Origin of the sequence: Nocardioides guangzhouensis (assembly GCF_004519545.1) — a bacterium.
Lineage (GTDB): Bacteria > Actinomycetota > Actinomycetes > Propionibacteriales > Nocardioidaceae > Nocardioides > Nocardioides guangzhouensis.
On the sequence record NZ_SDKM01000003.1, the window covers coordinates 119,170 to 138,475 of the forward strand.

Consider the following 19,306-nt stretch of genomic DNA (forward strand, 5'->3'; position numbering starts at 1 on the left):
CCCGGTGGTGCACGTGGCCGCGGTCGACCTCGGGGCGTCCAGCGGCCGGGTCGTCCTCGGCGAGGTCGGCCCGGACCGGCTGCGGCTCCAGCAGGTGGCCCGGTTCCCCAACGACCCGGTGCGCACCGACGACGGGCTGCACTGGGACCTGGAGGCGCTGTACGCCGCCGCGCTGGACGGGCTGCGCGCCGCCGCGGCCGCGAGCCCCGGCCCGCTGGCCTCGGCAGCGGTGGACTCGTGGGCGGTGGACTACGGGCTGCTGCGCCACGGCGAGCTGCTCGGGCAGCCGTTCCACTACCGCGACGAGGCCCGCGCGGCCGGCGTCGAGGTGGTGCACGCGACCGTCCCGCACGCGGAGCTCTACGGCCGCAACGGGCTGCAGTTCCTGCCGTTCAACACCGTCTACCAGCTGGCTGCCGACCCGCTGGTCGAGAAGGCGGACCAGATGCTGCTGGTCCCCGACCTGGTCGCGTGGCGGCTGACCGGTGTGGGCGTGAACGAGCGCACGAACGCCTCCACCACCGGGTTGCTCGACGTCAGGACCCGCCAATGGGATCGCGACCTGATCGACAGACTGGGTCTCCCGCAGGAGCTCTTCGGCGAGCTCGTGGATGCGGGCGCGACTCTCGGACCGGTGAGACCCGAGATCGCTTCGCGGCTGGGCGTCTCCCGTCTGGTGGTCAACGCCGTGGCTACCCACGACACCGCCTCCGCGGTGGTCGGCGTGCCGCTCTTCAGCGACCGCGCGGCGTACATCTCGTGCGGGACGTGGGGCCTGGTCGGCGTCGAGCTCGACGGCCCGGTGCTCACCGACGCCGCCCGCGAGGCCAACTTCACCAACGAGGGCGGCGTCGACGGGCGGGTCCGGTTCCTCACCAACGTGATGGGGCTGTGGTTGCTCAGCGAGACCATCCGCGGCTGGGAGCGGGCCGGAGGCACGCCGTCCCTCGAAGCGCTGCTGGCCGAGGCCGCCGACGTCACCGGGCCGGTGCCGGTCTTCGACGTGCAGGACCCGCGGTTCCTCCCGCCCGGTGACATGCCGGCCCGGATCGCGGCCTGGTGCGCGGAGCACGACGTACTGCCGCCGGCAGACCGGGCGGCCACCGTGCGGAGCATCCTCGAGAGTCTTGCCGCGGCCTTCGCCACCAGCGTCGCCCGCGCCGCCGAGCTGTCGGGACGGTCCGTCGACGTCGTGCACGTCGTGGGCGGTGGCGCGCTCAACGCGCTGCTCTGCCAGCTCACCGCGGACCGGTGCGGCCTGCCGGTGCTGGCCGGGCCGGTCGAGGCCACGGCACTGGGCAACGTGCTCGTCCAGGGACGCTCCGCGGGCGCCGTGACCGGCGACCTGGAGGCGCTCCGGCGCCTGGTCGCGACCACGCACCAGCCGCGCCGGTTCACGCCACGACCGGGGTCTGCGAGGGTGAGTCCGTGAAGGTCGCCCTCATGGTCACCTGCGTCAACGACGCGATGTTCCCGGGCACCGGGCAGGCCGTGGTGACGCTGCTGCGCCGGCTCGGCGTGGACGTCGAGTTCCCCGAGGCCCAGACCTGCTGCGCCCAGCCGATGGTGAACACCGGCTACCTCGACGAGGCGGTTCCGGTCGTGCGCACCTTCGTCGACGCGTTCACGGGGTACGACGCGATCGTGACGCCGTCCGGCTCGTGCGCGGGGTCCGCCCGGCACCAGCACGGGATCGTGGCCCGCCGGTCCGGCGACCCCGGGCTCGAGCGGGCGGTCGCGGACACCGCGCCGAAGGTCCACGAGCTCAGCGAGTTCCTCGTCGACGTGCTCGGGCTGACCGACGTCGGCGCCTACTTCCCGCACCAGGTGACCTACCACCCGACCTGCCACTCGCTGCGCATGCTCGGTGTCGGCGACCGGCCGCGCCGACTGCTCGAGGCGGTGCGCGGGCTCCGGCTGGTCGACCTGCCCGCCGCGACCGAGTGCTGCGGCTTCGGCGGCACGTTCGCAGTGAAGAACGCCGACACCTCGGTCGCCATGGGCGCCGACAAGGCCCGCCACGTCCGCGAGACCGGCGCCGAGGTGCTGGTCGCCGGCGACAACTCGTGCCTCATGCACATCGGCGGCGTGCTCTCGCGGCAGCGCTCCGGGGTCCGGGTCATGCACCTCGCCGAGATCCTCGCCGCGACGGAAGGCACGCCATGAACACCCCACGACGTTCTCCGCTGCGCTCCGAACGACGCGGGGACCCCGAAAAGACGAGCGGCACCTTCGTCGGCATGCCCGCGTTCCCCGAGGCCGCGAGCGAGGCGCTCCTCGACCCGCAGCTGCGGCACAACCTCTCCCACGCCACCGGCACCATCCGGGCCAAGCGGTCGAACGTGGTCGCCGAGCTCCCCGAGTGGGAGGACCTGCGGCTGGCCGGCGCAGCGGTCAAGGACGCCACCCTGCGCTCGCTCGACACCCACCTGCTGCGGCTCGAGGAGCAGCTGACCGCGAACGGCGCCACCGTGCACTGGGCGCGGGACGCCGCCGAGGCGTGCGCGATCGTCGCCGAGGTCGCCCGCTCGCACGGCGCCGACGAGGTGGTCAAGGTCAAGTCGATGGCCACCCAGGAGATCGGGCTCAACGAGGCGCTGGAGGCCGAGGGCATCGCCGCCTGGGAGACCGACCTGGCCGAGCTGATCGTGCAGCTCGGCGACGACCTGCCCAGCCACATCCTGGTGCCGGCGATCCACCGCAACCGCGCCGAGATCCGCGAGATCTTCAGGACCCGGATGGCGGCCGCCGGTCGGCCCGCACCCGACGACCTCACCGACGACCCAGCCGCCCTGGCCGGTGCCGCCCGCGCCCACCTGCGCGAGAAGTTCCTGCGGGCGAAGGTCGCGGTCTCCGGCGCCAACTTCGCTGTCGCCGAGACCGGCACCCTGGTCGTGGTGGAGTCCGAGGGCAACGGCCGGATGTGCCTGACCCTGCCCGAGGTGCTGGTCTCCGTGGTCGGCATCGAGAAGGTGCTGCCCACCTGGGCGTCCCTCGACCCCATGCTCCGGCTGCTGCCGCGCTCCTCGACCGGCGAGCGGATGAACCCGTACACCTCCACCTGGTCCGGGGTGACCCCCGGCGACGGGCCCCGGGAGGTGCACGTCGTCCTGCTCGACAACGGCCGCACCAACGCGCTGGCCGACCAGGTCGGCCGCCAGGCCCTGCGCTGCATCCGCTGCTCGGCCTGCCTCAACGTGTGCCCGGTCTACGAGCGCACCGGCGGCCACGCCTACGGCTCGGTCTACCCCGGCCCGATCGGCGCGATCCTCAACCCGCTGCTCAAGGGCGTCGGCAACGACCCGCAGACCGACTCGCTGCCCTACGCCTCCTCGCTGTGCGGTGCCTGCTTCGAGGTCTGCCCGGTGCGCATCGACATCCCCGAGGTGCTCGTGCACCTGCGCTCGCAGGTCGTGGACGCGCACCGCGGGGACCGACGGCCGTCGGGGGAGTCGCTCGCCATGAAGGGAGCGGCGTACACCTTCTCCGACGCCCGCCGCCTCGAGCGGGCCGAGAAGGCCTCCAGCCTGGCCGGCCGGGTCCTCGAGCGGTTCGGCCGGACCCGGCTGCCCGGCGGTCGGGCCGCCGCGGGCCGGCTGCCCGGCCCGGGTGCGGCGTGGACCGGCGCCCGCGACCTGCCCGCCCCGCCGCGCGAGTCCTTCCGCGCCTGGTGGCGCCGGACATCAGGGGGCACGTCCGGCGGCCGGTCCGGAGGTACGCCGTGAGCGCGCGCGAGGAGATCCTGGCCCGGGTCCGCGCGGCGCTGGCCAACGTCGACGACTCCGTCGCCCCCGAGGAGGTGCCGGTGCCCGCCGGGCGGCCGGCCGGCGACGACCTGGTGGACCGGTTCCTCGAGCGGGTGGCCGACTACCGTGCGGTCGTCAAGACCTGCACCGCCCGCGGGCTGGCGAAGGCGGTGCGGGACGCGCTCCCCGAGGGTGCCCGGGTGGTGGTGCCCGCCCGACTCGGCATCGACGTGCCGGGTGCGGTGGTCGACGACGGCCTCACCGCCGCCGACCTCGACGCCTGCGACGCCGTGGTGACCGCGGCCCGGATCGGGATCGCCGAGACCGGCACCATCGTGCTCGACCACGGCGACGACCAGGGCCGCCGGGCGATCTCCCTGGTGCCGGACCTGCACGTGTGCGTCGTACGCCGCGACCAGGTGGTCGCCGACGTCCCCGATGCCGTGGCACTGCTCGACCCCGCCCGGCCCCTCACCTGGATCAGCGGCCCGTCTGCCACCAGCGACATCGAGCTCGACCGGGTCGAGGGCGTCCACGGCCCGCGCACCCTGCACGTCCTCCTCGTCCGCTGACCCGGCACAAGATGTGCCGACTCACCGTGGTCCCGGGGTGGTGACCCGGCACAAGATGTGCCGACTCACCGTGGTCCCGGGGTGGTGACCCGGCACAAGATGTGCCGGGTCGGCGTGGGGATGCAAGGGAAAACCCTCTAGTCGGTGGGGGTGGCGGTGAGTTGGGTGGGGGAATGCGTCTCCTGCCCGGGATCCTGTTGTCCGTCGTCGTGTGCGCGACCCTGCCCGCGGACGCCGCGCCGGTGCCCGACCCGTCGTGGCACCGCGTCGACGTCGGCACCACCCAGGGGCTGCGCGGCCTCGACGCGGTGGACCGCGACACCGCCTGGGTGAGCGGCAGCGCCGGCGGGGTCTGGCGCACCACCGACGGTGGCAGCACCTGGCAGGACGTCGGCCCGCCCGACGCCGCGGGGCTGCTGCTGCGTGACGTCGAGGCCCGCGACGCCCGGCACGCGCAGGTCCTCGCGATCGGGGAGGGCGAGGACTCCCGGATCCTGCGAACCTCCGACGGTGGCGCCACCTGGGAGACCACGTTCGTCAACGACGACCCGCGCGCGTTCTACGACTGCATGGCGTTCTTCCCGGGCGGCCGGCGCGGCCTCGCGATGAGCGACCCCGTCGACGGGAGGTTCCGGATCATCGAGACCACCGACGGCGGGTCCTCGTGGTCGGTCGTCGACCCGGCTGGGATGCCGCCGGCCGTCGACGGCGAGTTCGGGTTCGCCGCGAGCGGCACCTGCCTGGTCACCGCCGGTGGTCGCGACGTGTGGCTGGCCTCCGGTGGCGCCGCGTCCCGGGTGTTCCACTCCCACGACCGCGGCCACACCTGGACCGTCAGCGACACCACCATCCCGCCCGACGCCGCGAACGGCGGCGGCGTCTTCTCCCTCGCGTTCCGCAACCCCCGCCAGGGACTCGCCGTCGGCGGCAACCTCGGTACGCCGACCGTCGGCGCCGACATGGCGGCGTACACCCGCGACGGCCAGACCTGGCTGCCGGCCGGCGACCCCGGCGGCTACCGGTCCGCCGTGGAGTGGGTGTACGGCGCGCCGCGCACCGCGCTCGCCGTCGGCCCCACCGGCAGCGACATCACGCGGGACGGCGGCCGCACGTGGACGACGTTCAGCGACACGGGCTTCGACTCGGTGCAGTGCACTCCCGACGGCGGCTGCTGGGCCTCCGGCTCCGGCGGGCGCGTCGCCACCTTCGCCCGCTGAACCCCCGATCCCCGGCCGCGTCCACCGCGCCGCCGGTCCGTCGCGCGGGCCGACCGCCCGTGCGTCCCCCCACCAAAGGAGTCACCATGAAGCGCAGTCGCCTCCTCCAGGTCGGCGTCGCGGCCTCCGGCCTCGTCGCCGCCTGTCTCGGCGCGGCCTCCGCCGGAGCCGCCGACTCGGACGTCCCGACGTTCCAGGAGTACACCCACCAGGCCTACGTCGACACCGACGGGCAGTACATCGTCAACGGTGACGAGGCCCTGCCGAACACCGGCGAGCTGCGCCAGTACTACGACCGGATGACCGCGACGAAGCAGAAGTCCATCCGGGAGGACGGGCTCATCGTCAACACGGTCAACGGCCAGGACGACAAGTGGTCCGCCTCCCAGGCGCTCAACCTGACCTACTGCGTGAGCACCAAGTTCGGCACCAACTACGCGGCCGTCGTCAACGCCATGAACCAGGGCGCCTCGCTGTGGGAGAACGCGTCCTCGAAGGTGAACTTCGTCTACGTCCCCGCCCAGGACGCCAGCTGCACCACCCGCAACAGCTCGGTGCTGTTCTCGGTCGAGCCGACCAACACCCAGCAGTACATCGCCCGGGCGTTCTTCCCCAGCAGCCCCAAGAGCAGCCGCAACATCCTGGTCAACGCGAAGTCGCTGCAGAACTCCGGCTCCTGGACCCCGGGCAACATCCTCGGCCACGAGCTCGGCCACACCCTGGGCTTCCGGCACGAGCACACCCGGCCCGAGGCCGGCACCTGCTTCGAGGACAACAACTGGCGTCCGCTGACGCCGTACGACTCGGTGTCGATCATGCACTACCCGCAGTGCAACGGCGGCTCCAGCAACCTGCAGTTCAGCTCGTACGACGGGCAGGGCGTGCGCGCGCTGTACGGCAGCTGACGACCCCCGGCAGGTGACGGCGGGCTCCCGGGACCACCCGGGGGCCCGTCGTCGTACCGGGGTCCCAGGAGCATGGGCCACTGGTGACCTGCCCCGGGAAGAGGGGACCGTCGGGACATCCGACGAAAGGCAGTCCCATGAACAGGCTCACGATCCTCGGCGCCGCAGCGGCGCAGGTCACCGTCCCCGGGTCGGGCCCTCCCGGTCAGGCCCGCCAGACCGGGGCGACCTCCTTGCGGTAGCGACGTCCGAAGACCGTGGTGAGCACGGCGTACACCGGCCCCGGCACGTTCCCCTTGATCGCGGCCAGCTCGCCGGGTCCGGCGCCGTCGCTCACCCAGGCGAAGAAGTGCCCGCCGCGGGCCGGGGAGACCTTGCCGAACTTGCGGCCCATCTCCTTGATCGCCGGGGCCTCCCGGTTCGCCTGGTAGACGTCCTCCAGCTCGGCTTCCTCGTGCTCGAGGTGCGCGATCGTCACCTCCTGCAGGCTGCGGAACGCCGCCAGCGCACCCGCGGCGTCCTCCTTCGACGCCGTCGCCCGCAGCTTCGTCATCGCCGCGCCGGCGTCGGCCAGGGCCGTGGCCATCGCCTCGTGCTCGGTGTCCAGCTCGGCGAGCAGGTCCGGGCTCACGCCGACCGCCATCAGCCCGGGCCAGGCGATCTCGTGCTCGCCCTCGTGGTGGTAGGTCAGCTCGAAGTGGAAGTTCGCCCACGCCGTCGCCAGCTGCTCGGCCCGGGCCTTGTTCCCCGCGGGGAACGCCTCCAGCGCGCCGATGAAGCGCGTCAGGTCACGGCGTACGGCGCCGTGGATCGCCTTGTTCATGCTCATCTCCGCCATGGACGAAGCGTAGGGACGCAGCGCCCGCGGGACATCCCTTCACGACCACAGGTCCCACATCCTCGGGTCGACGACCGGAGGTCAGGTGCCGGTCGCGAGCTCCCGGACCACGGCGAGGAGCCGGTCGACGTCGTCGGTCGAGGTGTACGGCGCGAGGCCGGCGCGAACCGCTCCGTCGTCGCCGAGGCCGGCGTGCCGTGAGGCCTCGAGGGCGTAGAAGCTGCCGGCTGGCGCGTTCACCCCCCGTGCCGCGAGCGCCTCGTGGACCGCGCGGCCGGTGTGGCCGCTGACGCCGAACAGCAGGGTCGGGGTGCGGTGGCGGGGACGGCCGTGCAGGGTGACGCCGTCGATGCCGCGGAGCCCGGCCAGCAGCCGCTCGAGCAGCAGGTCCTCCTGGTGCTCGACCGCGGCCATGCTGGCGACCACCCGCTCGCGGCGACTGCGGCCGGTCGCCTCGCCCGGGGCGAGGCCGGCGATGAAGTCGACGGTCGCGGTGACGCCCGCGAGCAGCTCGTAGGGGAGGGTGCCGAGCTCGAACCGCTCGGGCACGTCGTCGGTCGAGGGCAGCAGCTTGTCGGGCCGCAGGGTCTCCAGGAGGGCGGGGTCCGCGGCGAGCGCGCCGAGGTGCGGCCCGAAGAACTTGTACGGCGAGCACACCAGCAGGTCCGCGCCCAGCGCGGTGCGGTCGACCGGGGCGTGCGGCGTGAGGTGCACCGCGTCGACGTGCAGCAGCGCCCCGACCCGGTGTGCCGCGTCGGCGACCCGGCGTACGTCCGGGCGGGTGCCGAAGAGGTTGGACGCGCCCGTGACCGCGACCAGTCGGGTGCGATCGGTGAGCAGCGGCTCCACGTCGTCGAGCTCGGCGGTGGCCGGGTCGAAGCCCACCCATCGGACCGTGGCACCGGCGCGCTCCGCCCAGGTGACCCAGGGCCGGATGTTCGCGTCGTGGTCGAGCCTGGTGACCACGACCTCGTCGCCCGGTCCCCAGGCGGCGCTGAGCGTGCGGGCGAGGTCGAAGGTCAGCTGGGTCATCGAGCGACCGAACACCACCCCGGCCGGGTCGCTGCCCAGCAGGTCGCCGACCGCAGCCCGGGCCTCGGCCACGATCCGCTCCGCCCGCTGCTCCGAGTCGGTCACGGTCCCGCGGTTGGAGACGCCCGCGGTCATCGCCCCGGCCACCGCCTCCGCGACCGCGGTCGGCACCTGGGAGCCGCCGGGTCCGTCGAAGTAGGCAACGCCGAGGTCGAGCGCCGGGAACTGCGTCCGGACCCGGTCGGTGAACGTCGCGTCGAGGTAGGTGTCGGTCACGCCTTGACCCTAGGCGGCTTCGGGCTCCTCCGCGCGGACACGGCGCCCGCGGACGATCACCCAGAGCACGAACGCGTTGACGAGTGCGCAGGCGAGGAAGGCGGCGAGGGTCCACCCACCTCCGTCCTGGTCTGCGACGGTGACGCCGTGGGCTGTCTCGATGGCTGAGTAGCGGCCATGACGCCGATGCTCACGGGCAGGGTGACCAGGAGCGCGAACCCCCACAGGAAGCCCCCGTCCGTCCCGCCGGCGCCCCACTCCTCGGCGGCCGCCGCGAGGATCACCAGCGCTGCCATCGTCAGGTAGAAGCCGGCCAGGACGCCGGCCACGACTCCGTTCCGGTAGGCACTGGGTGTGAAGAACGCTCGCATGCTCCACATGGTGAGCGCCGCGTCCCCCTCCCGTCCTGAGCTTTCCTGCTCAGGCCCCGTCGATCGCTCCTCGACGGATTCGGCGGGCGCTGCCACGCGCCGTAGACTCGCGGCCCGTGGCACTCACCATCGGCATCGTCGGCCTCCCCAACGCAGGCAAGTCGACGCTCTTCAACGCACTGACCAAGAACGACGTCCTGGCGGCGAACTACCCGTTCGCGACGATCGAGCCCAACGTCGGCGTGGTCGGCGTGCCCGACGGCCGGCTCGCGCGGCTCTCCGAGATCTTCGGCAGCGCCCGGATCCTGCCGGCGACCGTGGAGTTCGTCGACATCGCGGGCATCGTGCGCGGTGCGTCCGAGGGGGAGGGCCTGGGCAACAAGTTCCTGTCCCACATCCGCGAGTCGGCGGCGATCTGCCAGGTGACGCGCGTGTTCCGGGACGAGGACGTCACGCACGTCGACGGTGAGGTCAACCCCGCCAGCGACATCTCGACGATCCAGACCGAGATGATCCTGGCCGACCTCCAGACCGTCGAGAAGGCGGTCCCGCGGCTGGAGAAGGAGGCGCGCGGCAAGAAGGACCTGGTCGCGAACCTCGAGGCGGCGAAGGAGGCACAGGCGGCGCTGGAGGCCGGTACGCCGATCATCGCGACGACGATCGACCGCTTCCTGATCCGGGAGCTGTCCCTGCTGACCGCGAAGCCCTACATCTACGTCTTCAACTGCGACGCCGACGAGCTCGGCGACGAGGACCTCAAGGCGAAGATGCGCGACCTTGTCGCGCCGGCCGAGGCGATCTTCCTCGACGCGAAGTTCGAGGCCGAGCTGGTCGAGCTCGGTGACGACGACGAGGCACGGGCGATGCTCGCCGAGATGGGCGTCGACGAGCCCGGCCTCGACGTGCTCGCCCGGGTCGGTTTCGACACCCTCGGCCTGCAGACCTACCTCACCGCCGGTCCCAAGGAGACCCGCGCCTGGACCATCCCCAAGGGCGCGACCGCACCCGAGGCGGCCGGCGTCATCCACACCGACTTCCAGCGCGGCTTCATCAAGGCCGAGGTCGTGTCGTACGACGAGCTCGTCGGGCTCGGCTCGATGCAGAAGGCGCGGGAGGCCGGCAAGGTCCGCATGGAGGGCAAGGACTACGTCATGCAGGACGGCGACGTGGTCGAGTTCCGTCATGGCGCAACATCTCGATCCAAGTCCTGACGCACTTCAAGACGCTCGCAACGCGGCATGTGAGTGCATCGGCTGCAGCGCGGCATTCTCGGTCGGTGAGCGCGACTTCGCCGGGGCGTAATCTGTTCGTGTGAGGGCCGCTGGTTGGTTCGCCCTGAGCGTGGTCGTAGTCCTGTGCCTGACCAGCACCGCATGCTCGTCGGCGCAACGGAGCCAGACACAGACTCGGAGTGAGCTCTCCGAACAGCTCGAGACGATGGCCACAGCCAAAGGGCGACCGTTGTACTTCCTTGGCCGGTCCCACGACGGTCTCGACCTCACGTGGGTCGAGGGTGGTGGCTACTTCGCCTACGGCACGTGCGAGATCCAGATCGAGGACGAGGGCGGATGCACCCCCCCGATACAGGTGCAGAACGGCTCGAAGAGCCTAACGGGCGCTGTAGGTTGCAGCCGCCTCGCCGACATACGCGGCGTCCCGGCAGTCTACTTCGGCGGTGGGCTCGTCTTGTTCACGCAGGACTCCACTGTCACCATCTTCGACGATGGTGCCGGCCGGGACCTGCCGAGCATCGCCGACGAGTTGCGCCCCGTCTCCGGACCGGCAGACGTGACAAAGCCGCTGCCCGCACCCGCGAAGGACATCCTCGACACGATCGCCAAGAATTGCGGTACACAGCCGGGAGACGTCGGTCCGCCGGCGGACGAGTAGGGACGACACTCCGTTCGGCACGAGGTCCATCGCACTCTCATCGGCTATGTGAGTGTGTTGGACCCGGGGCGCTGTCCGGCGGCGACGTGGTCGAGTTCCGGTTCAACGTGTAGCCGACTCCCGGCTGGGTCCTACCGCCGGAAGGTCAGGTGGATGGTGCCGCTCTCGGCCGTCTCGGCGATGACATCGTAGCCGGACTCCAGGCCGCGCAGGTCGTCCCAGAGGCGGATGCCGCGGCCGAGGAGCATCGGTGCGATCGCGACGTGGAGCCGGTCGACCAGCCGTGCCGCGAGGAAGTCGCGCACGACGGTCGCTCCGCCGCCGACGCGGACGTCCTTGCCCCCGGCGGCTTCCAGGGCCCGGTCGAGCGCCTCCTGCGGTGTCGCGGACAGGAAGTGGAACGTCGTGCCGCCGGCCATCTCGATCGATGCCCTCGGGGCGCTGTGCGTGAGGACGAGCACCGGGACCCGGAACGGGGGCTCGTCGCCCCACCAGCCCCGCCAGTCCGGGTCGTCCGGGAAGCTGTGCAGGCCGAACATCCCCGCGCCCATGATCTCCGCGCCGACCTCGGCGAAGTAGGCCTCGGCGTACTTGTCGTCCACGCCGGTGGTGCCCTCACCCGAGGTGTCGTGCAGGACGCGTTCACGGAAGGTCCGGGTCGCGGCGTACGCGCCGACCAGGCGCGACCAGTCCTCGCCGAAGGGGTTCTCGGGGGTCTGGTCCGTCGTGGTCGCGAATCCGTCGAGCGAGATGTTGAGGTCGACCCGGACTGCCATCGGTGCCTCCAGCGCGAGATTCCATGGACTGCCATCACCACACGTGGTGGAGCTCCGCTTCAACGTGCAGCGGTCGTGCGGGCAAAGCCTGCCAGGCGTGGGGTCACGACGACCTCGCCGACGCCCAGCATCTCCACCTTCTGCTCGAGCAGGTCCCGCACCCGCTCGTCGATCGACCCGTAGACCTCGATCCGCCGCAGCGTGATCATGCCTCCCAGCTTCCTGAACTCCTCGCGTCCGACCCCGAGGTGGAGCTCGAGCGACGCGCTGTCCGGATGAACGGCGGTGACGGTCATGCGACCCCGCTCCTCGTCGAGGTGGAAGCCGTACGCGATGAGCTGCGGCTCGCGCTCCTCGATGACGGCGACCACCCGCCGGATCCCTTCCTTCAGCTCATCCAGACGGTCCGGGAGGATGTCGGAGTGGTCGACGTAGATCACCACGTCCGCCGCTCTCGCTGTGACCGCACCGGTCATGCCCCCACGCTACGCCCGTTCAGTCCACGAGGTCCGGCCCGTCGGGAGGCGCCTCGGTGCCGGTGCTGAACCGGATCCGGTGGCCGTCGGGGTCGGCGACGTTCATCTCGCGCACGCCCCACTCGAACGTGGTCGGGGGCTGGCGGATGTCGACGTCGCGGTCGAGCAGCACCTCGTAGAGGTCGTCGACGTCGTCGACCCAGACCGCGACCCAGGTGCCGGTGCTGCCCTGCCCGTCCTGGCAGAACTGGATCTCGGCCCGGCCCGAGACCACGCCGCCGTACGTCGGGGGCTCGCCCCAGGCCCACGAGAGCTGGAAGCCGAGCACGTCGACGTAGTAGGCGAGGCTGGCCGCGACGTCGCGCACGTTGAGGATCGGGACGACGTGCTGCACACGGGCGCTCACCCGACCATCACAGCAACGGCCGGGCCCGGCGGCAATCACCCGGGCGAGTGGTCCTTGCAGGCCCCATCCTTGTGACCCCCTGCTCGTGACCCCGCTCATGTGACCCCGTTCTTGTGGCCCCGTTCTTGTGGCCCCGTTCTTGTGACCCCGTTCTTGTGACCCCGTTCTTGTGACGCAGCGGGCCGGGGCGGAGGATCGGGCCATGGAGCAGACTCCCGTGGACGCCACGGTGTACCAGGCGGCCGGAGGAGCGGCGGGGATGCGGGCGCTGGCGGAGGCCTGGCACCGGCGCTGTCTCGCCGACCCGGTGGCCGCCCACCCGTTCGAGCACCCCGGTCACCCGCAGCACCTCGACCGTCTGGCGGCGTACTGGGGCGAGGCGCTCGGCGGCCCCGACGACTACACGCGCACGATGGGCGACCACAGCCACGTGCTGCGCATGCACTCCGGCAACGGCGAGCACGAGGAGCTCGACCGGCGCGCGATCGCCTGCTTCGAGGGCGCGCTCGCGGATGCCGGGCTGGCGGACGAGGAGCGGCTGCGGACGACCATGCAGCGCTGGTTCCGCTGGTCGATCGACGAGATGAACACGCACCCGCACGACCCCGGCGCCGTACCGGAGGGGCTGCCGATGCCGCGCTGGACCTGGGACGGGCCGGTCGCCTGATCCGGGTTCAGCCCGTCGGTGGCCCGCCGCAGCCGACCTCGTTGCCGTCGGGGTCGTGGTACGTCGCCTTGCGCACGCCGTTCTCGTAGGTCTCCTGCTTGCTCGGCTCGATCCCGCGTCCGGACGCGGCGTCGACGAACGCGTCGAGGTCGTCGAGGAACAGCGTGACCAGCCCGCCGCCGGCCAGCTCGGGGGAGACCTCGACGTAGAGGAAGCGGTTCTCGTCGAGCTCCCAGACCGCCTCGACGTCGTTGGGGAAGAACGCCGGGTCCTTCCCGAGCAGCCGGGCGTACCACTCCTGCGCCCGCTCGAGGTCGGAGACCCGGATGCCCGCGAAGAGTGCGAGAGCCATCTCCCGACCCTAGGGGACCTCGGCCGCGACCCGGGGGTGCGCGGCCACCGACAGCTCACCGACGTACACCCGGCGTCCGGCCGTCCGCTGCCGCTTCTCGACCAGCAGCTCCGCGAGCGCCTCGGTGCCGTCGGCGCGGAGGACCGGCACCCGCAGGCGCACGCCGAGCAGCGGGTCGCGGCCGTTGACGACGTGCAGCGTGGTGCCGGCGATGTGCGCCTGCCGGAACCGCGGCGGAATGATCGTGATCACCCGGCGGCCGACCAGTGCCGACGCGTCGGCGTACCCGAGGAAGGCCAGCGCGGACGGGCTGGCCGCGACCACGACGCTGCGCTCGTCGGTCGCGATCAGCGACCGGGCCGAGCCGCTCACCTCGGCCGGGTCCCAGTCGGCGTACTCGACCAGGTCGACCGGCTCGCGCGGGTCGGTGCGCGCCTGCCACGGCTGGGGTGCCCGCCCGGAGAGGACCTGCCCGCGTACCTGGCCGCACAGCCAGGTCCGCATCTCCTGCACCTCGGGCTGGGTCGGCGGCACCAGCAGGTGGCCACGGTCCGCGGCCGCGACCGCACGGTCGAGCAGCTGGTCGAGCGCCGCGAAGTGGGGGATCGAGCGGTGCGGCACGGTCAGCGTCGCCACGGGCAGCGACACGGCCGGCTCGACGGCCGCCGCCATCAGCGCCTCCGGGTCGTCGCCGAGGTCCGGTGAGGGGATCTGCTCGAACAGCACGTGGAGCGCGTCGCTGGCCTGCGCGTGCCGTTCGATGGCGTCCGGATCCTCGTCGAGCTGGACCAGCAGGAAGTCGCGCAGCAGCGCCGCGGCGTGCTCCTGCCAGGCCGCGTGCATGAGCAGCGGCACGTTGCGCAGCTCGACGAGCGCGTCCACCGCCAGCGGTCCGGCGTCCCCCACGGGGCCGGCACCGGCCGCGGCTCCGGCCGGCGCGTGGGCGTACGGCGCGCTGCCGGCGCTGCGGAGCTCGAACCAGACGGTCTTGCCGCCCGGCATCGGCTCGACGCCCCACCCGTCGACCGACTCCTCGAGCAGGGTCAGCCCCCGTCCCGTGCCGGCAAGCGTGGCGTACTCCCGCGCCGACGGGTGGTGCGGGTTGCCGTCGGTCACCTCGACCCGGAGCCCGCCGTCCGTGACCCGCACGCGCACGCCGATCGGCGTACCGCTGTGCACGAGGGCATTCGTGACCACCTCGCTGACCGCGAGCTGCGCCTCCTCGGCCCACTCGTCCGGGTCGGGTCCAGCGGAGTCCAGCGCCCGGCGGACCAGCGCCCGTGCCCGTGACGCGCTCGACGCCTCGGGCGGCAGCAGCTCGTACAGCTCCACCGACTCGTCCACGCTGCTTCACCCCATACGAGAGACCCGAGACCCCGGCGCCCGACGTCCGCCGTCATCTTCTCGACCGCACGCCGAGAGTACGCCCACCCGGGGTCGTCGCGCGCGGGAAAGCGGTTGGCGCGCCGCGAGCGCGAGCCACGCGACAGGTCCGACAGGAGGACCAGACGCCTGTTCGTCCCCGAGTCGCACCTCCCCGCTCGGCGGCGTCCCGTGGTGCAGGCTGTGCCGCAGGGGGATGCTGGGTGAGTCGAGGAGGGACTGATGGAGATCCGCAGCCTGACCCGTGGTGAGGCCCGGGAGCGCGCGGCGCTGCTCGACGTACGGCGCTACGACATCGCCGTCGACCTGAGCGGCGTGCCGTCGGGGCCGGAGGTGCGGTGCACGTCGACGACGACCTTCACGTGCCGGCAGCCGGGGGCCAGCACGTTCGTCGACTGCGCGGCCGACGTGGTGGCGGCGACGCTGAACGGGACGCCGCTGGCGCCGCCGGAGCACGGGCGGATCGCACTCACCGACCTGCAGGCGGAGAACGTCCTGGTCGTGGAGTCCGTGCAGGCGAACACCACCCAGGGCGAGGGCGTGCACCGGGCGGTCGACCCGTCCGACGGCGAGGTCTACCTCTGGATGTCGTTCGAGCCCGACGAGGCCCGGCACGTGTGGGCCTGCTTCGACCAGCCCGACCTGAAGGCGCCGCACGCGTTCACCGTGACCGCGCCGGCGGCGTGGACGGTGCTCAGCAACGCCGGTGACGCGGAGGTGACCGGGGACGGCGAGCACCGGACCTGGACGTTCCCCGACACCCCACCGCTGTCGGTCTACAACACGGTCGTCAACGCCGGTCCGTTCCACGGGATCCGGCGCGAGGCCGGCGGCCACGACCTCGGCATCTACGCCCGTGCGTCGTACGCCGACCGGCTCGAGCGCGACGCCGACGAGATCTTCCGGCTCACCGAACAGGGGCTGGCGTTCTTCGGCGAGGCGTTCTCGATGCCGTTCCCGCAGCGGCGCTACGACCAGGTCTTCGTCCCGGAGCTCGGAGGGGCGATGGAGAACTTCGGCTGCGTCACCTGGTCGGACTGGTTCCTGCGCAGCGCGCCGCCGACGTACGCCGAGCGCGAGCTGCTCGCGACGTACCTGCTGCACGAGATGGCGCACATGTGGTTCGGCAACATCGTCACGATGCGCTGGTGGGAAGACCTCTGGCTGAACGAGGCGTTCGCGGACTTCGCCTGCACGTGGGCGGCCGCGGAGGCCACCGAGTACGTCGACGCAGGTGCCGGCTTCCTGCTGGTCTACAAGCTGCAGGCCTACCTCGCCGACCAGGGGCCGACCTCCCACCCGATCAGCATGCCGGTGCGCGACGTCGCCGAGGCCGCCTCGATCTTCGACTCGATCACCTACCCCAAGGGCGCGTCCGCACTGACCCAGCTCGTGACGTACGTGGGGGAGGAGCGCTTCCGGGCCGGCATGGCGGCGTACTTCGCGAAGCACGCCTGGCAGAACACCACCCTCCAGGACCTGGTCGACGCGCTCGCCGAGAGCAGCGGCCGCGACCTCGACGCCTGGCGCACCGGCTGGCTGGAGACCGCCGGCGTGGACCGGCTCGTGCTGGAGCACGACGGAGACGCCCACGTCCTCGTCGCCACCGGTCCGGGCGGGGACGGCCCCCGGCCGCACGTGGTGGACATCGGGTCCTACCGGCGCGAGGGCGACGGGCTGGTCCCGGTCGGGACGACGCGGGTCGAGGTCGGGGCCGCGCGGACCGGGGTCGACCTGCCGTCGGCGGACGTGCACCTGGTCAACGACGACGACCTGACCTTCGCCACCTCGCGCCCCGACGCCGCCACCCGCGACGCCCTCGTCGCCCATGCGGGTCTGCTGCCGTCGCCGCTCTCCCGGGCGGTCGCGGTGGCCACGGTGTACGACATGCTCGCGTCGGGCGAGGCGACTCCGGCCGAGATGGTGGGCTGCCTGACGGGGGTGCTCGCGGCAGAGACGTCCGGGTCCGTGGTCGAGCCGTACCTCAAGCTCGCTGGCGACGTCGCGGAGTCGTGGTCGGGCGACGCGGAGCGGCCCGCCCTGCTGGGGCAGGTCGACGCCGTCTGCCGCGAGCTCGAGGGCCGACCGGGCCGGCGGGTGGTCGCGCTGCGCACGCGGGCCCGCACGGCCGCCGACCTGGACGAGGTCGCCCGGCTGCAGGAGGAGGCCGGGCACGACATCGACCTGCACTGGCGGATCATGACCCGCAAGGCCGAGCTCGGTGGGGAGACCGACGGCGAGGTCGAGGTGCTGCTGGAGAAGGACCCCGACCCGGAGGCCTGGGTCCGCGCCCTCGGCGTCACCGCCGCCCGGCCGGACGCGGACGCGAAGGCCGAGGCCTGGCGCCGGGTGGCCGTCGAGCGTTCGGTGCCGATCGGCTCGACGTCGTCGGTGATGGTGCCGTTCTGGCGGCCCGGCCAGGACGACGTGCTCGCGCCGTACGCCGACCGCTTCCTGGCGCTGCTGCCCGAGCTGCACCGTGGCGGGATGATCCCGGCGATGGCGTTCACCCGCCGGCTGTTCCCGCTCTACGGCATCGACGCCGCGTTCCTGGACCGGGCCGCCGATGCCGCCGCGGACGGGGTGCAGCCGGTGGTTGCCAAGACCCTGGCCGAGCGGTCCGACGAGGTGCGCAGGATGCTCCGGGCGCGAGGCTGACGGCCGCGTCGCACTGCTTCAGCCGTCCGTCGTACGCCGCCGCTCGAGGCCGTCGAGGATCAGCTCGAGGCCCCAGTCGAACTCGTCGGCAAAGGCGTACCCCGGCTGCATGACGTGCTCGACCGCCATCTCGGTGAGGTGGGGGAGCCCGTCCATCGGCACGTCGCCGAGGATGTCCTCGGCCACCGCGCCCATGTCGTCGCCTTCGTCGAACGGCAGGCTGACCTCCTGCACGAGGAAGCCGTAGAGGTGTGAGTCGAGGACCGCGAACGCGTGCGCGGACATCGCGATCGAGAAGCCGCCGGCACGCAGGCAGCCGATCACCGCGTCGTGGTGGCGCAGCGTCGCCGGCCCGGGGGAGCTGCGCGAGTCCATCAGCCCGACCGCCCACCGGTGCCCCGTGAGCGCCGCCCGGGCGGAGTGGTGCCGCGCGGCCATCTCGACGCGCCAGTCCCCCGCGGCCGTCGGTGCGTGGATCTCGGCGAACACCGCGTCGACCATGCCGTCGAGCAGCGCCTCCTTGTTGGCCACGTGGTGGTAGAGCGACATCGCCTCGACCCCCAGGTGGCGGGCCAGCGACCGCATCGAGAGCGCCGCCAGGCCGTCGCGGTCGGCCAGCTCCACGGCGGCCGCGAGCACAGCCTCCCGGGTGAGCCCGGGGCGGACGCGTCCAGACATTCGGGCGGACCTCCTTGCGTGGACTTACGGCGTAAGGCTAGCCTAGCACCTCGAACTTACGATGTAAGGCAGGTGGAACGGCATGAAGGCGATCCGACAGGACCGGTACGGCGGCCCCGAGCGGCTCGAGCTGCGGGAGGTGCCGGCACCGGTGCCGGGCAAGGGTGAGGTGCTGGTTCGGGTCCGGGCGGCGGCCGTCGACCAGGGCACGGTGCACCTGATGACCGGGCTGCCGCTGCTGATGCGCCCGTTCCTCGGGTTCCGCGGCCCGCGGACGCCCACGATCGGCCGCGACCTGGCCGGTGTGGTCGAGGCGGTCGGGGAGGGGGTCACCCGGTTCGCGGTCGGCGACGAGGTCTTCGGCTCGACCGGCGGCTCGTTCGCCGAGCTCACCGTCGCCCGGGAGGACCACCTCGCGCACAAGCCGGCGTCGCTCGACTTCACCCAGGCGGCGGCGGTCCCGATCTCCGGCATGACCGCTCTCCAGGCCGTCCGGGACGCGAGGGTGCGGGCCGGCCAGCGGGTGCTGGTGATCGGTGCCTCCGGCGGCGTCGGGTCGTACGCCGTGCAGCTGGCCGCGGCGGCCGGGGCCGAGGTGGTCGGCGTCGCAGGTCCGACCAAGCTCGACCTGGTCCGCGAGCTCGGTGCTGCCGAGGTGCTCGACCACACCCGCGACGACCTCGGCCGCGGGGCGCCGTACGACGCGATCCTCGACATCGGCGGCAACCGCCCGGTGACGCTGATGCGCAGCTGGCTCACCCCGACCGGGGCGCTGGTGATCGTCGGCGGTGAGGGTGGCGGGCGCGTGCTCGGCGGCATGGGGCGGCCGCTCGCGATGGCGCTGCGGGCGCCGTTCACGCACCACCGGCTGGTGATGCTGGCCTCGCGGGAGAAGGCCGAGCACGTCGAGGAGCTGGCCCGGCTCGCCGACGAGGGCGCCTACCGGCCGGTGGTCGACCGCACCTTCCCGCTGGCCGACGCCGCCAAGGCGGTCGCGCACGTCCAGGACGGGCACGCCCGCGGCAAGGTCGTGGTCGCGGTCTCCTGACGCGTCACCGGAGCG

Annotated in this window: 20 protein-coding genes; 11 read left to right on the forward strand and 9 right to left on the reverse strand. The window is 72.7% G+C overall.

Going from position 1 to position 19,306, the window contains the following annotated elements; translation table 11 throughout:
• The first annotated feature begins 4 nt into the window (after positions 1–4).
• The 6 genes from EKO23_RS03100 (at position 5) to EKO23_RS03125 (ending at position 6,440) form a co-directional block, all read left to right on the forward strand.
• Positions 5–1,432: a rhamnulokinase gene (locus EKO23_RS03100; protein ID WP_134713962.1), complete on the forward strand. Its 1,428-nt coding sequence runs from the start codon at positions 5–7 to the stop codon at positions 1,430–1,432.
• Between the two features lie 11 nt (positions 1,433–1,443).
• Entirely contained in the window at positions 1,444–2,166 is a 723-nt protein-coding gene (locus EKO23_RS03105; RefSeq protein WP_134714198.1) for a (Fe-S)-binding protein, read from the forward strand.
• On the forward strand, positions 2,163–3,725 hold the full coding sequence (locus tag EKO23_RS03110) for a lactate utilization protein B (protein ID WP_134713964.1): 1,563 nt from the start codon (positions 2,163–2,165) through the stop codon (positions 3,723–3,725). The genes EKO23_RS03105 and EKO23_RS03110 overlap by 4 nt, the downstream gene beginning before the upstream one ends.
• Positions 3,722–4,318, forward strand: coding sequence for a LutC/YkgG family protein (locus tag EKO23_RS03115; RefSeq protein ID WP_134713966.1), 597 nt, complete (start codon positions 3,722–3,724; stop codon positions 4,316–4,318). Before EKO23_RS03110 ends, EKO23_RS03115 begins: the two co-directional genes overlap by 4 nt.
• A gap of 173 nt (positions 4,319–4,491) precedes the next feature.
• Positions 4,492–5,535, forward strand: a complete 1,044-nt coding sequence (locus EKO23_RS03120; RefSeq protein ID WP_134713968.1) for a beta propeller repeat protein — start codon at positions 4,492–4,494, stop codon at positions 5,533–5,535.
• A gap of 86 nt (positions 5,536–5,621) precedes the next feature.
• Positions 5,622–6,440, forward strand: a complete 819-nt coding sequence (locus EKO23_RS03125; RefSeq protein ID WP_134713970.1) for a M57 family metalloprotease — start codon at positions 5,622–5,624, stop codon at positions 6,438–6,440.
• A gap of 205 nt (positions 6,441–6,645) precedes the next feature.
• Here the strand turns inward: EKO23_RS03125 and EKO23_RS03130 are convergent, their stop codons facing one another.
• From EKO23_RS03130 to EKO23_RS03140, 3 genes are all read right to left on the reverse strand, one after another.
• Positions 6,646–7,278, reverse strand: coding sequence for a hemerythrin domain-containing protein (locus EKO23_RS03130; protein WP_134713972.1), 633 nt, complete (start codon positions 7,276–7,278; stop codon positions 6,646–6,648).
• Positions 7,279–7,359: 81 nt separating this feature from the next.
• On the reverse strand, positions 7,360–8,586 hold the full coding sequence (locus EKO23_RS03135) for a cysteine desulfurase-like protein (RefSeq protein WP_134713974.1): 1,227 nt from the start codon (positions 8,584–8,586) through the stop codon (positions 7,360–7,362).
• Between the two features lie 56 nt (positions 8,587–8,642).
• Entirely contained in the window at positions 8,643–8,957 is a 315-nt protein-coding gene (locus EKO23_RS03140) for an SCO4225 family membrane protein (RefSeq protein ID WP_134713976.1), read from the reverse strand.
• A 116-nt stretch (positions 8,958–9,073) separates the two neighbouring features.
• Between EKO23_RS03140 and ychF the strand changes: the two genes are divergently transcribed.
• Both ychF and EKO23_RS03150 read left to right on the forward strand, forming a co-directional pair.
• Positions 9,074–10,168, forward strand: coding sequence for a redox-regulated ATPase YchF (ychF, locus tag EKO23_RS03145; protein WP_134713978.1), 1,095 nt, complete (start codon positions 9,074–9,076; stop codon positions 10,166–10,168).
• A 226-nt stretch (positions 10,169–10,394) separates the two neighbouring features.
• A complete protein-coding gene (locus EKO23_RS03150) occupies positions 10,395–10,847 on the forward strand; it encodes a hypothetical protein (RefSeq protein ID WP_134713980.1) in 453 nt (150 codons plus the stop codon).
• Positions 10,848–10,978: 131 nt separating this feature from the next.
• On the opposite strand, the gene EKO23_RS03155 is transcribed toward EKO23_RS03150, so the two are convergent.
• The 3 genes from EKO23_RS03155 to EKO23_RS03165 are packed head-to-tail and all read right to left on the reverse strand — an operon-like array spanning position 10,979 to position 12,505.
• A complete protein-coding gene (locus tag EKO23_RS03155) occupies positions 10,979–11,623 on the reverse strand; it encodes a dihydrofolate reductase family protein (RefSeq protein ID WP_134713982.1) in 645 nt (214 codons plus the stop codon).
• A gap of 59 nt (positions 11,624–11,682) precedes the next feature.
• Positions 11,683–12,099 (reverse strand): hypothetical protein, encoded by a 417-nt coding sequence (locus EKO23_RS03160; protein ID WP_134713985.1) that lies wholly within the window; start codon positions 12,097–12,099, stop codon positions 11,683–11,685.
• 19 nt (positions 12,100–12,118) lie between these two features.
• Entirely contained in the window at positions 12,119–12,505 is a 387-nt protein-coding gene (locus EKO23_RS03165) for a glyoxalase superfamily protein (RefSeq protein ID WP_217702429.1), read from the reverse strand.
• A gap of 202 nt (positions 12,506–12,707) precedes the next feature.
• Here EKO23_RS03165 and EKO23_RS03170 point away from each other — a divergent pair, with 202 nt between their 5' ends.
• On the forward strand, positions 12,708–13,172 hold the full coding sequence (locus tag EKO23_RS03170) for a globin domain-containing protein (protein WP_217702430.1): 465 nt from the start codon (positions 12,708–12,710) through the stop codon (positions 13,170–13,172).
• A 7-nt stretch (positions 13,173–13,179) separates the two neighbouring features.
• Here EKO23_RS03170 and EKO23_RS03175 read toward each other — a convergent pair whose 3' ends face one another.
• The gene (locus tag EKO23_RS03175; protein WP_134713989.1) at positions 13,180–13,524 is read right to left on the reverse strand and encodes a VOC family protein; all 345 of its coding nucleotides are present in this window, start codon (positions 13,522–13,524) and stop codon (positions 13,180–13,182) included.
• Positions 13,525–13,533: 9 nt separating this feature from the next.
• A complete protein-coding gene (locus EKO23_RS03180) occupies positions 13,534–14,868 on the reverse strand; it encodes an ATP-binding protein (RefSeq protein ID WP_134713991.1) in 1,335 nt (444 codons plus the stop codon).
• A gap of 261 nt (positions 14,869–15,129) precedes the next feature.
• Here EKO23_RS03180 and pepN point away from each other — a divergent pair, with 261 nt between their 5' ends.
• A complete protein-coding gene (pepN, locus tag EKO23_RS03185) occupies positions 15,130–17,565 on the forward strand; it encodes an aminopeptidase N (RefSeq protein ID WP_134713993.1) in 2,436 nt (811 codons plus the stop codon).
• An 18-nt stretch (positions 17,566–17,583) separates the two neighbouring features.
• On the opposite strand, the gene EKO23_RS03190 is transcribed toward pepN, so the two are convergent.
• Positions 17,584–18,243, reverse strand: a complete 660-nt coding sequence (locus EKO23_RS03190; RefSeq protein WP_134713995.1) for a TetR/AcrR family transcriptional regulator C-terminal domain-containing protein — start codon at positions 18,241–18,243, stop codon at positions 17,584–17,586.
• Positions 18,244–18,325: 82 nt separating this feature from the next.
• On the opposite strand from EKO23_RS03190, the gene EKO23_RS03195 reads away from it, so the two are divergent.
• Complete coding sequence (locus EKO23_RS03195; protein ID WP_134713997.1) at positions 18,326–19,291, forward strand: NAD(P)-dependent alcohol dehydrogenase; 966 nt, start codon at positions 18,326–18,328, stop codon at positions 19,289–19,291.
• The last annotated feature ends 15 nt before the right edge of the window (positions 19,292–19,306 follow it).

Excerpts from the sequence above, each read along its gene's own strand:
- EKO23_RS03175 (WP_134713989.1), bottom strand. The coding sequence starts at position 13,524 with ATGGCTCTCGCACTCTTCGCGGGCATCCGGGTCTCCGACCTCGAGCGG.
- EKO23_RS03125 (WP_134713970.1), top strand. The coding sequence starts at position 5,622 with ATGAAGCGCAGTCGCCTCCTCCAGGTCGGCGTCGCGGCCTCCGGCCTC.
- EKO23_RS03140 (WP_134713976.1), bottom strand. The coding sequence starts at position 8,957 with ATGCGAGCGTTCTTCACACCCAGTGCCTACCGGAACGGAGTCGTGGCC.
- EKO23_RS03160 (WP_134713985.1), bottom strand. The coding sequence starts at position 12,099 with ATGACCGGTGCGGTCACAGCGAGAGCGGCGGACGTGGTGATCTACGTC.
- EKO23_RS03170 (WP_217702430.1), top strand. The coding sequence starts at position 12,708 with ATGGAGCAGACTCCCGTGGACGCCACGGTGTACCAGGCGGCCGGAGGA.
- EKO23_RS03110 (WP_134713964.1), top strand. The coding sequence starts at position 2,163 with ATGAACACCCCACGACGTTCTCCGCTGCGCTCCGAACGACGCGGGGAC.
- pepN (WP_134713993.1), top strand. The coding sequence starts at position 15,130 with ATGGAGATCCGCAGCCTGACCCGTGGTGAGGCCCGGGAGCGCGCGGCG.
- EKO23_RS03195 (WP_134713997.1), top strand. The coding sequence starts at position 18,326 with ATGAAGGCGATCCGACAGGACCGGTACGGCGGCCCCGAGCGGCTCGAG.
- EKO23_RS03130 (WP_134713972.1), bottom strand. The coding sequence starts at position 7,278 with ATGGCGGAGATGAGCATGAACAAGGCGATCCACGGCGCCGTACGCCGT.
- EKO23_RS03150 (WP_134713980.1), top strand. The coding sequence starts at position 10,395 with ATGGCCACAGCCAAAGGGCGACCGTTGTACTTCCTTGGCCGGTCCCAC.
- EKO23_RS03190 (WP_134713995.1), bottom strand. The coding sequence starts at position 18,243 with ATGTCTGGACGCGTCCGCCCCGGGCTCACCCGGGAGGCTGTGCTCGCG.
- EKO23_RS03120 (WP_134713968.1), top strand. The coding sequence starts at position 4,492 with ATGCGTCTCCTGCCCGGGATCCTGTTGTCCGTCGTCGTGTGCGCGACC.
- EKO23_RS03105 (WP_134714198.1), top strand. The coding sequence starts at position 1,444 with ATGGTCACCTGCGTCAACGACGCGATGTTCCCGGGCACCGGGCAGGCC.
- EKO23_RS03155 (WP_134713982.1), bottom strand. The coding sequence starts at position 11,623 with ATGGCAGTCCGGGTCGACCTCAACATCTCGCTCGACGGATTCGCGACC.